This is a genomic window from Mangrovimonas sp. TPBH4, assembly GCF_001280505.1.
Lineage (GTDB): Bacteria > Bacteroidota > Bacteroidia > Flavobacteriales > Flavobacteriaceae > Mangrovimonas_A.
In genome coordinates this window covers 49,384-64,524 of record NZ_LBIO01000066.1, presented here as the reverse complement: position 1 = coordinate 64,524, position 15,141 = coordinate 49,384, and the positions used below count along the sequence as shown (strand labels likewise).

Here is a 15,141-nt window from a genome sequence, read left to right as displayed (position 1 = left end):
CCTCTTGGGCAAAGGGTACCGTGTTGGTAAAGCTGAGTGGGTTGGGGATGGCAGAGGTGCCGGATTCGGCATCGTCCTCCGTAAGGTAGTAGGATACCATATACTGTACAGGGTCAAGGCCGTCGAGAACCTCGCTGTCCTTGAGCGTCAAATTGAACTGGGCATAGCCGTCGCCCGAGGCGTCGTCGCACACTTCCAATGCCGTCGGCTCCTCAAGCTGTGGCGTCGGGTGCACCACAAGGGCCAGCTCAACGATCGTCGCACAGTCCGTAGCGATCGTGGCGCTCTCCACGCGCACATAGAGGATCTGGTCATTGGCCACAATATTGTTGTAGGGGCTCGACAGGGCATTCACACCGTTGTCGGCGTCCGCAAAGGTCTCGTGGTAGGTCAGCACAAGGCCGGTCGTACCGCCAGTGATGGCCGCATCCGCATCCGAAAGGTCGAACACGCCAAAGCCGTCGCTGTCAGCATCACAGTACTCCAACGCGTCTGGGATGTTGGCCTCCGGGGCCTGTTCTACCACAAGCTCCAAAGTCGTGGTGCTGTAACAGCCCGTTTGGATATCTTCTATACGTACGAAAACCGTCTCTCCCGTCATTCCGAAATATGGGATGGCAAGGGCATTGGCCCCTGACTCGGCATCTGCAAGTGAATTATAATAACTTACGGCATAACCAGGGTTGTTTCCGTTGATCTCTGAATTCTTTATGGTAAGGTCAATGTCCGTTGAACCGTCAGGTACGTTGTCATCGCACACTTCCAGTGGCGTCGGGTCCACGTAGCTTGGCAATGGGTTCACAAACAGCTGGAAACTGGAGGTACCGTAACAGTCTGGATAGGCAGGGTCCTCCACCCTTACATAAATGGTCTGTGGGTTCGTGGTGTTGCCATAGGCCGATGGTGCCGCGATGGCTCCCTGGGCCAGTTCGGCATCCGTAAGGCTGGTATAGTACCCAACAGTATAGACCGCAGGGTCCTGAGCTCCCAAGATGAAACTGTCCTGAGAGGTGAGGTCGAAAATTTCACTTCCGTCATCAGAGACATCATCACAAAGTGACATGTTGGATACTTCAAAAGCTAATGCTCGCTGATTCACAATTAAATTAAACACAGGATCTGGTAATGCTTCATAGCAGGTTTCATCATCTACATTCTCAATTCTAACATAAATAGGTTGCGGATTCACTGTATTTACATAAGGACTCGTCAAGGCTCCCGTACCCGCATCGGCATCTGCAAAATTGGTATAGTAGGTAACTACAAATTCTGTATTAGATTGCGCTCCCAATATACCTGCATCCTGAACCGTTAAATCGAAAGCCTCGAAACCATCATTACTATCATCATCACAAAGTTCTAAATCAAGTACTGAATTAACACTTGGATTACCTATTGCGATGGAAAATTCTCCAATTGTAAAACAGCTTTCGGAATATACATCCTGAATTCTAACATAAAGAATTTGTCCATTTGTAGCCGTATAAATTGTAGGATCCATGATTGGATTAGTTTGAGCATCGGCATCCGCTTGGGTTTCATAATATGTTACGGTGAAATCATCAGGATTTTGGTCCCCTAGAATCAATGGCGTGTTTACAGTTAAATCAAAATCGGCAGTTGTTGCAGGCGTACAATCACTTAAATCCTGAAGATCCTGTATCTCTGGGAATGGATAAAATTCAATAATGATGGAATCTGTAGCCTGACAATCTACGGAAAACACAACATCCACAGTATACTCTCCGTTCTCGGTAACCTCCAAAACTGAATCAGTCTGTCCCTCAATTACAACTCCATCTTGATACCAAGTATGGGTAGCGGTTGGTGCATTAGTATCTAAAATAATCGTTCCTCCTCCACAAGTAGTATTTTCTGCAGCGATAGTTATATCATCACCCAAAGATCCTCCAAGGCTAAAACTACCCGCTTGTAAAAATACACCCGAGTTCAAAGCATGGTCATTATGATCTGCAATTACTAATTTTATATGATAATTTTCACCTGGATTTACAGCAGACGACGCCGTAAACACAGTGGTTCTTCCATCAAAAGACATTGGAGGTTGGCCATTACCAGTATATCCTCCAAAGTACTCTTCATTAATGGCTCCACAACCCGGATTGGCCGGATGAATATTGGTCACCAAAATTGGCGTAGTAGTCCCAGGAAGCACTGCTAGGTTTGTAGTGTTTCCCGCTTCATCAGTTAACAAAAAGGCAAAGGCATCGGAGAAGGTGCACTCGTAGGTCCCCCCCGTACTTCCATTATATTCCTCAGACGCCATCAAAAAGTTAAAGCTAATACTATCGGCGATAGGAACAAAGTCGAATTCTATTACACTGGCATCATTTGAGTTTACTGTTTGGGTACCATTTATTACAATTTCGTCCAAATCGGCATCTCCAGGCCAATTCCCACCACTTAATGCATTATTATTAGGCCCTCCTGCATTGGTTACATCTCCAGACATCATTAAAATACCATCTTCAAATGGGAATGCTTGTCCATCTCCATAAAAATATGCTATCCCATTAGCATCTCCAAAATTAGTCCCAGTAGAAAAGGTAATATTTGAGACATCGGCACAGGGACTATCAATTAGTACATCCGTGACCAATTCTTCAACAGTATAAGTATCTTCATCAATCACCAAATTAGGGCCCAACACAAATACCGTAACTTGAGCAATTGCATTACATCCTTGAGGATTGGTGTCCTCAACTACCAAGGTTACCGTATATGTACCATAATCGGTATAGGCATAAGATACATTTTCTCCCGTAGCTGTATCTCCATTACCAAAAATCCATGTATACGTAGCACCAGCACCATCCTCACCAAAAATAGCACTCCCCGAAAATTCAATGATATCATCTGGTAATACGTTGATTGTATTAGAACTATCAACCGCAGGAACTGACGTTATAGATGGTGTAATTTCTTGACAAGGAGAGGCACATAATATTTCTGCTTCCCAACCTGTTGTAACCCCAGTATCATTGGATATAAATTCAAATGTTAAACAACCACTAGTGTTGGCAGGGGAAGCCTCCACTTGCCCAGGGTTATTCGCTCCTGAAAAAATTCCTATAACAGGAGAAGAGGTATCAGGACCGTCATATATAGTAAGCGTATCTGCATTTAATTGTGTAGCAAAGGAGGTAAAATTTACTATTGCGAAATCTTCACTATCAACAGCGCAAATTGTAGTTACATAACTCTCTCCACTAGCATAGTTTCCTCCAGCTCCTCCAGAGTCATAAAACATATCAGGTTCACATCTGTTGAATGTCCCATTTACCATAAGGATATCCTGGGCCAAAACATTTAGTGATATTAAAAAAAATAGTAATGTGTAAATTTTCTTCATAATGCTACAAAATTTTAACTATTAGATTTATACATATAACAGTCATCTAGGGTAAATTCCTAACTTACCTAGCGGGAAACTTTACTTAAAAATGATGATCTAATAGCCTACATAACCTCTAAAAGCCTCAACCAAAACAAAATAAAATGAATTTTATGTGTTTCGAAGTAAAATAAAGGGCTTTAAAAGCGGAGCGAAAAATAAGAAAATTTGTTAAATATGCCCTAATATTTTAAAATAAAGTTAAATGTTTATTAAGCTTCAAAAATAATCTATGGGGTATTAGACATATTTTTGATTTTCACTCTATTTTTTTTGATTTATTAAATACTTCTGAGCCAAATGCTTTTAGTATTTTTGCAAAAAATAATTCCCGTGAAAAACATAACAATAAAAATACAAACTACCAGCAACCCATCCATTATAAAATTTGAAGCCGACTCGTTTTTAACCCAACATCAAAGCTTTGAATTCAATAATATTGACGAAGCCAAACCATCGCCTCTGGCGCAACAATTATTCTATTTACCATTTGTAAAAAAGGTTTACATCTCTGGTAATTTTATTGCTGTTGAACGTTATAACATTGTAGAATGGGCCGATGTACAAGAAGAAGTGGCCACTCAAATTCAAGACTACCTCAACTCTGATGGCATTGTAATTAAAGAAGCGACCCCTTCAAAAAAAGTACCCGTAACGGTTTATGCGGAAAGTACGCCCAATCCTTCGGTTATGAAATTTGTGGCCAATAAAAAATTGGTGACTGCAACTTTTGAGTTCCCATCAATTGACGAGGCCAAACTATCTCCTTTGGCTACAGAATTATTCCATTTCCCTTTTGTAAAAAATGTGTTCATTGACGAAAACTATGTGTCCATCAGCAAATACGACATTGCCGAATGGAATGACATCACGATGGAACTTAGGGAGTTTATTAGAACCTATATTGAAAATGGAAAAGAGATAGTTTCTCCAAATGCCAATGTAGTTTTAGAAAAAACTCAGGAACAATTGGATGCCAATTTTGAAGCTTTGGACGACACATCCAAAGAAATCATCAACATTTTGGAGGAATATGTAAAACCAGCCGTTGCCAGTGACGGAGGCAATATCCAGTTTGAATCTTATAATGCAGATACCAAAACGGTTAAGGTGATCCTACAGGGGGCTTGCAGTGGATGTCCATCGTCTACATTCACTCTAAAAAATGGTATTGAAAACATGCTACGGGAAATGCTAAAAGACAAAGTTCAAACAGTTGAAGCAATTAACGGATAGCATATGCAATTCATTGAAAATCATCTAATTAAATTAATTTTCAGTATGTAAATCACAATAATTAGCCTATATAATTTGTACCTTTATAACTCACTTATTTTTAATAATTTAAAGTTACACATTATGGCCGTTTTAAAAGTTATTGAAGTTTTAGCCAACTCCGAAAAAAGTTGGGAAGCAGCAGCAAAATCAGCAGTAAAACATGCTGCAAAAACCATTAAAAATATCAAATCTGTTTTTGTGCATTCTCATAGCGCCGTTGTTGAGGGTGATGAAATAACCGAATACAGAGTAAATGTAAAAATCACCTTTGAAGTTGATTAACATTATTTTCAAGAAGCAAAAGCGCCCCCTAAACGGGCGCTTTTTTTTATGGCTTTTCATTACATTTGAAATATGAGGCATCTGGTCATCTTTCTATTTATCTTATTAATCAATTGCAACGGTCAATCTTCCAAAACCATGACACACCAATTCACCAACGATCTTATCCACGAAACAAGCCCCTATCTACTTCAACATGCGCATAACCCTGTCGATTGGAAACCTTGGAACGACAAGACACTTGAGTTGGCCAAAAAGGAAAACAAATTAATGATTATTAGCGTAGGCTATTCTGCCTGCCACTGGTGTCATGTTATGGAGCATGAAAGCTTCGAAAATGAAGACGTTGCTGAAGTGATGAATGCCAACTACATCAGTATTAAGGTAGACCGAGAGGAACGCCCAGATGTTGACCAAGTATACATGGATGCTATCCAAATAATGACCGGAAGCGGCGGTTGGCCAATGAATGTAGTGACCCTTCCTGATGGGAGACCCGTATGGGGCGGCACCTATTTTAAAAAAGATCAATGGATCAGTGCGCTTTCGCAAATTTCCAAACTGTTTCAAGAACAGCCAGAGCAATTATACAATTATGCCGATCAATTGGAAAAAGGCCTAAAATCCATGAATCTAGTTTCAATCAATAAAGAGGCTCCGGATTTTAACCTAACATATATCGAAAGCATTGTTTCGGAATGGTCTAAGTCTTTCGACCATGAACATGGTGGACTTAAAAGAGCACCCAAATTTATGATGCCCAACAATTATCATTTTTTGCTGCGTTACGCCCATCAAACCAACAATACATCTCTAGTAGATTTTGTCAACCTCACGTTAACGCAAATGGCCTATGGAGGTATATTCGACCAGGTCGGCGGTGGATTTTCAAGGTATTCTGTTGATGATAAATGGCATGTTCCACACTTCGAAAAAATGCTTTACGACAATGGCCAATTGGTAAGCCTTTATGCCGATGCCTACCTTCTAACCAAAAATGAACTCTATAAAAGCACTATTGAAGAAACCCTCAATTTTGTTCAAGAAGAACTCTCCACTTCTCGAGGAGCGTTTATGTCAGCTCTAGATGCCGACAGCAACAATTCTCATGGTCACTTGGAGGAAGGCGCCTATTATGTTTGGACCAAAGAAGAATTAAATAGAGTGCTTGGTGATGACTTCATATTGTTTTCAGAGTATTACAATGTTAACGATTATGGGCATTGGGAAGAAGACAATTATGTTTTAATAAGAATGCATTCTGATGTTGAATTCTGCGTAAAGTATGACTTAAACCAAGAGGAACTTAACCTTAAAAAGCTCTATTGGAAACAAACATTAACCAAGGCCAGAGCTTTAAGAGAACGCCCTAGATTGGATAATAAAACACTCACTTCCTGGAACGCGATTATGCTAAAAGCTTATGTAGATGCCTATAGGACTTTAAAAAACAAACAATATCTAGACATAGCAAAAACCAATGCCAATTTCATCCTTCAGCAGCAACTAAAGGAAGACGGCGGCCTATACCACACTTATAAAAATGGAAACAGTACCATTAATGGTTTTCTAGAGGATTACGCCTTGACCATAGACGCTTTCATTAGTTTATACGAAAACACGTTGGAAGAACAATGGCTACATTCCGCTAGGGATTTTACCAATTACACACTCGACCATTTTTATGACACCCAAAGTGGCATGTTCTTTTTCACCTCAAACGAGGACCCTAGTTTGGTGACTAGAAATATCGAATATCGCGACAATGTGATTCCTGCCTCCAATTCTGTGATGGCTAAAAACCTTTTCAAATTATCTCATTATTTTGATAACGAGTATTACCTAAAAACAGCAACCACTATGCTTAATAATGTAAAGGAGGAAATGGCATCCTATGGCTCAGGATTTTCAAATTGGCTCGATTTAATGCTCAATTACACAAATCCATATTATGAAGTTGTTGCAGTAGGAGAAAAAGCTTTTGAAAAGCTCTCTGAAATCAATCAATTCTACATTCCAAACAAGCTAGTTGCCGGAAGTACTACACCAAAAGGCTCGCCATTATTAAAAGATCGATACCTTGACGACAAAACAATGATATATGTCTGTGTGAACAAGAGCTGCCAACTACCTGTAACAGACACCAACGAAGCATTAAAGATGATTTCAAAGTAAATCACTCAAGTTGGAAACAAATTTTAAATTTCCGTTACCCTCACATTAACACTTTCAGTTTTAAATGATTATCCATACATTTGATTAATAATTTAAAACACACTTATATGGAACTACAAAAATGGGTAGACAAGGGATATGACTTAATTGTAAATTTTGGCCCAAAGGTTATTGGAGCAATTGCCATTTGGCTCATTGGATCTTGGGTGATAAAGATTTTGTTCAAAGCCACCAAGAAAATTTTAGACAAAGGCGATTACGATATCAGTCTCAAAAAATTTCTTTTAAACCTTCTTAATTGGGCATTAAAAATAGTTCTTATAATTGTTGTTCTGGGCACTGTTGGTGTTGAAACCACATCTTTTGCTGCCATTATTGCAGCAGCAGGTTTAGCTGTTGGTTTGGCACTTCAAGGATCACTCGCAAATTTTGCAGGAGGTGTTTTAATCATGATTTTCAAGCCCATTAAAATTGGGGACTTAATTGAAGCTCAAGGAGAAATAGGAGTTGTTAAGGAAATTGAGATTTTCACCACAAAACTTATTGGCCTTTCCAATAAAGAAATCATCATCCCGAATGGTTCATTGTCCAACGGAAACATTATCAATTACACCTCTTTGGGTACTAGACGTGTGGATTTGGTTTTTGGAGTGAGTTATGATGCCGATATCAAGGCCACCAAGGAGGTCCTAATGAACCAATTGACTTCCCATCCAAAAGTAATAAAAGATCCGGCACCGTCTGTAACCGTTTTGGAGTTAGCAGATAGCTCGGTGAATTTTGCCGTGAGGCCTTGGTGCAAAACCGAAGATTACTGGACTGTATATTTCGATGTTATGGAAAGTACGAAAGAAGCACTTGATGCTGCAGGTATTGAGATTCCTTACCCACACAGTGTGGAAATTCACAAAGAAGGCTAAACTAAGATTTAGGCTTTAAAGCAATAAAATCCTTTAAATAAAAAGGTTCAAAATAAGCGACATCTTCGATGTCGTTTTTTTTGAGCTTATCATGAGCTAACGCCCCCATTTCCTTGGCCGATGGCAACTTCCCTTCTACAAAAACTGCATTGGGATGCGAAATCAATTCCTTTGTTTTGGCTACGCCATTACCGACAAAGTAAACCGGTCCCTTTTCTAAATATTCTGCATAGGAATCGGCATTTAAAATTTCTGCTTGTACTTCTCTAACAACTTGGTGATCTTTATCTAAAATAGCAGAATACACTTCCAACCGGCGCGCATCCAACATGGGGACAATCATCCCTTCATCTGTCTGCACCTGTCTTGACAAAGCTTCTAAAGTAGATACAGAAATTAAAGGTTTGTCCAAAGAAAAACATAGACCTTTGGCTGCCGAAACTCCAATTCTAAGTCCTGTATACGATCCAGGCCCTTTGCTAATTGCTATGGCATCCAATTGGGAGGAGGTAATTTCTGCCGATTTTATAACCTCATCAATAAACACATGTAGCGATTCGGCATGGGAATAACCTGCTCCATTATCTTCCTTTAAAACCACGGTTTTCCCTTCCTTGGAAATTGCCACGGAACAATTTGTGGTTGTGGTTTCTATACTTAATATCAACGACATGTCTTCTTCTACAATAATTATTCTACAGGCTTCCCTTCCCCTCCTTGGATTTCTATTTTATCTCCTGGCTTTAGGGTTTTGGAAACTATATTATAAGGTCCTGTAATGATTTCTTCTCCTTCTGAAAGCCCTTCTACAATTTCGATATTGGAATCGTCCTGAATTCCAGTTTTTACAACTTTCAATTTGGCTTCATCCTTGTTTCTAATAAAAACACATTCAAATTTTTCATCCAGAATACTGCTTCCCATTTTTGGCGCATCAGGCCCCTTAGTTGAACTCGTGTCCGTTTTAATTACGATGGCACTAATAGGCACTCCAACCACTTTGTTTTTTTTGGTTGTAATAATGTCTACCGTTGCGGTCATCCCAGGTCTAAATGGCGAAAAATGCTCTGGCTTTCCTTCAGTTAAATCTTGATAGGATTCCTCCAAAATTCTCACCTTTACCTTAAAATTAGTAACTTGGTCTGCGGTTAAATCACCTTCAGCTGAATTGGCAATTTCGGTCACAATCCCCCTAAATTCCTTTTTAAGATACGCATCTACTTCCACGATTGCAGAATCCCCGATTTGAACTTTTACAATGTCATTTTCATTCACATCGACCTCAACTTCCATGTTGCTCAAATTGGCTACCCGCATAATTTCAGTACCAGCCATTTGTTGGGTTCCCACAACGCGTTCTCCCAATTCAACATCCAACTTAGAGATGGTTCCACTCATAGGAGCATAAATGGTGGTTCTGCTTAAATTATCCCTGGACTCATTAACTGTGGCCGCTGCACTTTGCACATTAAAGAAAGCCGACTCTTTACTGGCCTGAGCTACTTCATAGGTAGAAATGGCTTTATCCCAATCGGACTTGGATATGATTCCTTTTTCAAAAAGAATTTTATTTCTATCGTAGTTGGCCTTGGCTTCTTTTAAGGATGCTTCCGCTTGGCTTAAACCTGCTCTGGAATTTTGTAGTGTTGCTTGCGAACGGTTTAAATTAGACTGATAAATATCTGGATTGACGCGCACCAAAAGGTCTCCTTTTTTCACTTGTTGACCTTCTACTATTGGCAATTCGATAATTTCTCCAGAAACCTCACTAGACAGTTTCACTTCAATTTCTGGTTGGATTTTCCCTGTAGCCGAAACGGTTTCTACAATATCCATTAAGGCTATTTTTTGTGTTTCCACAATTTTGAAATTTCCCTGCTTACCAAACCAGCCCATTTTTTTTCCAACGATTAAAACGACGGCTAATGCTATGATTGCAAGAAGAGCAATGAGTCCTTTTTTACTCATAAAATCTAATTAATTTGGGTGATTGGAATCCCAAAATAGAATTCCAGAACTTTGAGTTTAAATATGTAATCGTATTTGGTTCTAATAACTTGCGATTGTGAATTTTCATACTGCGTTCGCGATTGGTTAAAATCAAAAGCGTTAGACAGCCCTACATTATATCTTTCCTTAGAATACTCAAAAGCCAATTGTCTCGCCTCTTCCGTTTTTTCCGCCGCTTCATAAGCCTTTTTGGCATTCTTGGCATCATTATACGCTTGATAAACGTCAGATTCCAAATCTAGCTCTGTTTGCTCCAATTGGTACTTTGCTCTTTCAACATTCACCTTACTGCGCTTGACATTATTTCGAGTTGTAAATCTATTAAAAATTGGAACATTTAATTGAAACCCGATAGCAGTACCATCGAAAATATATAGCTGATCCAAAAATACAATTTCTTCTCCAGTAAATGGATCTATTTGGGTACTTGACCAACGCGTATTATAACTTAAAAAACCAGATAGTGTTGGGTAATAGTTTGAACGAGCTAAAGCTAGATCCTTCTCTGCAATGAGCAAACTTGTCTCGGCAATATTAATATCGTTAAGTTCTACTTTTGCCTTATCCGCAATGGTTTGTGCGTTTTCATTTAATATTCCCTCAGAAATAATATCATATTCATCATCAATGATATCAAAATTCTGATAGTCCTTTATTTGCAATAATTGTGCTAATCCTAGTTTTGATATAAACAATGTATTTTCTGCCGCAATAATTTCTTGTTTTTGCGTCGCATCGGTGGCTTTAATCTCCAAAAGATCTCCCTCTGGCAAGGTTCCCGCATTGACCATTTCCTGTGTACGCTGCAAATTTTCTTGGGTAATCACATTTTGAGCTTGAAGCACTTTGAGCTGTTCTTTATTAAAAAGAATTTGCAAAAAGGCGTTTGCTACAAACAAGGATATGTCATCCTTCATCTTATCCAAGGAATATTGGGTGGACAATTGGTTCAATTTTGCTCTTTGAAGACTTTTCCAATTTTGCAAACCTGCAAAAATATTCACACCAGAACTTACACCTCCTGAAGCTGATTTAAACGTTTCATTTTCGAATTGGTTGGTTGCTGGGTTAATGTTGGCCCCTGTATTAATATTATAGGAGGCCGATGCGCTCAAGTTTGGAAAAAAGTCTGAAACAGCCTGACTTTTATTAATATCGGCCACTTCCAGGTCTAATTCTGATTGTTTAATTGAGATATTATGCTCTAGTGCATATTCTACACATTCCTCTAGCGTCCATTTTTTGCCTTGGGCTTGCGCTAAAATTGAAATGAGTGCTATAAATAGGAAAAACTGTTTTTTCATAATCGAGATATAAGTCTAAGTAAATGTTAAAGTGTTACAAAATTTTCGAATTAATTTTGAGCATATTGTGGCGCCCCCTGTAATTGGTTCCACACCTTAATTTTATCCTTTTTTGCAACACCGCTTTTCACTTCAACATATATACCATCGCTAATCCCCAATTCTACATCTTTCCGTTCAAACTTCTGGTCTCCCGTTTCAATTTCCACGTAAGGTAATTTTGTTTCTTTATCATACTGCACCAAGGCCTCCTTTATAGCCAATACCTTTTCGGCCTTATCCAAAATAATGGCCGCATTGGCGCTCAAACCTGCCCTAATAAAAGTAGAGTCCATTTTTGTGAGAGTCCCTTTAATCTCAAATTGAATAGCGCCATTTTCTTCTACACCTTTTGGAGCAATATAATCCAAAACAGCATCGAATTCCTCATTCTCAATCGCGCCAACCGTAATCTCTAAAGGCAAGCCTTCTTTTATTTTTCCTACCTCGCTCTCATCCACCTTTCCTTCAAAAATCATTTTCTTTACATCTGCCAAAGAGGCAATAGAAGTTCCTTCGTTAAAATTATTGGCTTCAATTACCTGATTCCCCACTTTTACCGGCACATCCAGAACCATGCCCGAAACTGTCGCTCTCACCTGTGTTTGGGCAATATTCCCCAAACCACTGGTTGTTCCAGTTTTGATGATATCGTAATTTTGCCTGGCCGATGTTAAATTGATCTTAGCCTGCTCAACACTCTGCTTGGTTTGCAGGTAGGTATTTTTTATGCTTTCAAAATCATTGGCAGAAATCACGCCTTTGTCAAATAATGCTTTCTGCCTGTCATAATTGGCCTGCTGGGTTTCTAAATTGATTTGAGCCGTTTGCAGAGCCGTTTGGCTAGTAGCAATACTATTTTTGGCACTTGTCAAAGAAGACACATTTGGAATGACACGAATTTGGGCTATCAAATCACCCGACTTAACGTATTCGCCCGCTTCAATGAATATCTCCTCAATAACCCCAGAAATATTGGGCTTTATCAATACTTCTTCCTTTGGAACAATACTCCCTGTCGCCACCGTTTTTACAACTATTGTCTGCTCACTAGGCCCCTCGGTAGTATATTTTATAGGATCTTCCTGATTCTTTTGCCATAAGTAATATAAGGCTGCAGAAAACGCAACCACTATAAACATGAGTATAATTACGGTTCTTGTTCTTTTCATCTTTTAATGAATTTATTCGGTTTGTTAGGATGTTTCAATTTTATTCTATTCTCAATGCATCAACTGGCTTCATTTTAGTGGCACTATTGGCAGGAATTAAACCAGCCAATATTCCAGATACAACCAATATGATCAATGCGGTAAATACCACGGTCATGTTTACACTTGGATTCGCGAAATTCTCAACGGGTCCACCGCTGTCCAACAAATAATTCAGTAGCCAAATCATAAAAGCGGAAAACGAAATTCCAACCATACCAGACAAAATCGTTAACAAAAGGCTCTCCTGAAGTATTTGCCCCTTAATGGTCCAAGGGCTGGCTCCCAAAGCTCTGCGCACCCCAATCTCTTTGGTACGTTCCTTAACCACAATGAGCATGATATTACTAATGCCAATAATTCCAGACATGAGAACCAAGGCACCAACAAAATACCCTACAACGGTTAGAATAGTAAAGAGCCCATTTACTCGCTCAAACTGTTCCGACAAATCCCAATGCCCTATCGCCCTATCGTCCTCAGGTGCAACTTTATGTCTTGATTTCATTAAATCGAATATCTGCTGTTTTACAGAGGTAATGGTAATACCATCAACTGCTGTAATAGCCATCCAACCTACATTATCTCCCCTATTAAACGCGTGACCAAAAGTGGTAAAAGGGATGTAAACCGTATTGGCATCCTGTTCGCGATCGCCTTGGCTGTTGCTCATTTTAAAGGTCCCCACCACCATAAAGTTCACTCCATTGATTTTGATATAGGACCCCAAGACTTCCTCCCCTTTATCATATAAACCTTTTACAACGTCTGTCCCTATTACGCACACCTTGCGTTTGGTATTGATATCGGAATAGCTAATGAACCGACCCTGCAGGATATCCATGGGTTGTTGTTTGATGTATTCAGGATAATCACCATAAATCTCAAAAGCTCCTGTTTTGGTACCTCTCGTTACATTATTGGAGCCCCGAAACCCTCCCAATTGATTTCTTGGAGACACATACTTTAAATTGGGCACTTGGGTCTTTATGGCCTCGACATCTCCCAATTTATAATTAAAGTTACGCCCTTTAGGCATTCCTTTATAGGGTATGGAGGTTGTCTGGGTCCACATAAACATGGAATTTGTGGCAAAGTCCCCAAAATCTGCAGTGACCCCATTTTTGAGTCCATTGGTTAAGGCCAGTAGCAATACCAATATAAAAATACCCCAAAAAACCCCGAAAGCCGTTAAAAAAGTTCGGAATTTATTGGTAGCAAGCGCCTGTAATATTTCGTCCCAACGATCTTTATTAAACATATTATTCGTCCCTTAATGCCTCTATAGGTTTAATTTTTGCCGCTCTATAGGCCGGTATGAATCCAGCCAAGGCTCCCGCAAATACCAGAATAAACACGGTAGTAATGGCGATATTGAAATCTACTTGAGGATACTTTATAAAATCACTCTCTACCTGTGGACCGACCGCCTCTAACAATGTTAGACCTAATATCAGCCCAAACAATCCGGAGAACATCGTTACAAAAACAGCTTCCTGAATGATCATGCCAATAATAGACCATGGCAATGCCCCCAAAGCTTTTCTAATTCCAATTTCCTTGGTGCGTTCCTTTACAATAATGAGCATGATGTTGCCCACACCCACAATGCCCGCAATAATGGTCCCTATTCCAACAAACCAAAACACCGCTTTAATGGTATCAATAAGTTTATATATCTTTTTGGCTTCCTCGAGGGTATTATAAACTCTGACTGCTCCGGTATCATCTGGAGCTACCGTGTGCATTTGTTTGATTTGCGATTCAATTTCTGTGGAAATATTTTGCGACAAGGCAACCGCCTCAGAAAAATTATCGGACATCTCTACAGTGAACAACATGTTTCGAATATTGTCACCTATATTAAAGACCTTTTGCGAAGTAGATATCGGTATGTAGGCCTGATCTTCTTCCCTATCTCCACCAGGATCTGAAAAGACACCAATCACTTTAAAATTCATACCATACATTAAGATGTTCTTATCTATGGGATCCTCATCCTTAAATAAATCCCGTTTGAGTTTATTCCCAATGACTGCGACCTTTTTGGCCTCTTCAAGATCTGTTTGATTTAAGAAACGTCCATTTAAGATATCGGCATTTTCAATAAATTGATGATCGGGCATCACTCCCCTTATACGATAACTTCCCGTCTGGTTTCCATAAGTCATAGTTACCCCCCACATTCCGTGAAGTGACGATTCATATTCCAAGTAATCTTTATACTTGGCGGAAACCATATTAAAATCGTTGTTCTTTAATTGGACATAACGCCCAGGATTTAGGCCTTTGTATTCTTTTGTAGTTCTATTGGTCCACACGGTTATCATATTGGTAGCATCCCTTTGGAATTGGGACGTCACCCCATTTTCGATGCCTTTACTGAACCCTAATAAAATGACAAGTATGAAGATTCCGGAAGCTACCGAAAGCCCGGTTAAAAACGTACGAAGTTTATTTTTTCGTAACGTTTCAAAAATTTCCTGCCACCGTTCAATATCAAACAT

The 15,141-nt window shown here is 39.5% G+C and carries 11 protein-coding genes; 4 read left to right on the top strand and 7 right to left on the bottom strand.

Going from position 1 to position 15,141, the window contains the following annotated elements:
* A partial coding sequence (locus ZA05_RS17470) for a choice-of-anchor L domain-containing protein (RefSeq protein ID WP_053992972.1) occupies nt 1–3,373 on the bottom strand: 3,373 nt, incomplete at its 3' end.
* 375 nt (nt 3,374–3,748) lie between these two features.
* On the opposite strand from ZA05_RS17470, the gene ZA05_RS17465 reads away from it, so the two are divergent.
* From ZA05_RS17465 to ZA05_RS17450, 4 genes are all read left to right on the top strand, one after another.
* The gene (locus ZA05_RS17465) at nt 3,749–4,651 is read left to right on the top strand and encodes a NifU family protein (protein ID WP_231632519.1); all 903 of its coding nucleotides are present in this window, start codon (nt 3,749–3,751) and stop codon (nt 4,649–4,651) included.
* Between the two features lie 123 nt (nt 4,652–4,774).
* Entirely contained in the window at nt 4,775–4,975 is a 201-nt protein-coding gene (locus ZA05_RS17460) for a dodecin family protein (protein WP_053992970.1), read from the top strand.
* Nucleotides 4,976–5,113: 138 nt separating this feature from the next.
* On the top strand, nt 5,114–7,150 hold the full coding sequence (locus ZA05_RS17455; RefSeq protein ID WP_053992969.1) for a thioredoxin domain-containing protein: 2,037 nt from the start codon (nt 5,114–5,116) through the stop codon (nt 7,148–7,150).
* 107 nt (nt 7,151–7,257) lie between these two features.
* Nucleotides 7,258–8,070 (top strand): mechanosensitive ion channel family protein, encoded by an 813-nt coding sequence (locus ZA05_RS17450; RefSeq protein WP_053992968.1) that lies wholly within the window; start codon nt 7,258–7,260, stop codon nt 8,068–8,070.
* Nucleotide 8,071: 1 nt separating this feature from the next.
* Here the strand turns inward: ZA05_RS17450 and tsaB are convergent, their stop codons facing one another.
* Genes tsaB through ZA05_RS17420 form a run of 6 tightly spaced genes read right to left on the bottom strand, consistent with a single transcriptional unit; the run spans nt 8,072 to nt 15,141 of the window.
* Nucleotides 8,072–8,743, bottom strand: coding sequence for a tRNA (adenosine(37)-N6)-threonylcarbamoyltransferase complex dimerization subunit type 1 TsaB (gene tsaB, locus ZA05_RS17445; RefSeq protein WP_053992967.1), 672 nt, complete (start codon nt 8,741–8,743; stop codon nt 8,072–8,074).
* Nucleotides 8,744–8,760: 17 nt separating this feature from the next.
* Nucleotides 8,761–10,038 (bottom strand): efflux RND transporter periplasmic adaptor subunit, encoded by a 1,278-nt coding sequence (locus ZA05_RS17440; RefSeq protein ID WP_053992966.1) that lies wholly within the window; start codon nt 10,036–10,038, stop codon nt 8,761–8,763.
* 5 nt (nt 10,039–10,043) lie between these two features.
* Nucleotides 10,044–11,384 (bottom strand): TolC family protein, encoded by a 1,341-nt coding sequence (locus ZA05_RS17435; RefSeq protein WP_053992965.1) that lies wholly within the window; start codon nt 11,382–11,384, stop codon nt 10,044–10,046.
* A 50-nt stretch (nt 11,385–11,434) separates the two neighbouring features.
* On the bottom strand, nt 11,435–12,595 hold the full coding sequence (locus ZA05_RS17430; protein WP_053992964.1) for an efflux RND transporter periplasmic adaptor subunit: 1,161 nt from the start codon (nt 12,593–12,595) through the stop codon (nt 11,435–11,437).
* Nucleotides 12,596–12,635: 40 nt separating this feature from the next.
* The gene (locus ZA05_RS17425) at nt 12,636–13,895 is read right to left on the bottom strand and encodes an ABC transporter permease (protein ID WP_053992963.1); all 1,260 of its coding nucleotides are present in this window, start codon (nt 13,893–13,895) and stop codon (nt 12,636–12,638) included.
* A gap of 1 nt (nt 13,896) precedes the next feature.
* Nucleotides 13,897–15,141 carry an ABC transporter permease gene (locus ZA05_RS17420; protein ID WP_053992962.1) on the bottom strand — a complete coding sequence of 415 codons (1,245 nt, stop codon included), beginning with the start codon at nt 15,139–15,141 and terminating at the stop codon, nt 13,897–13,899.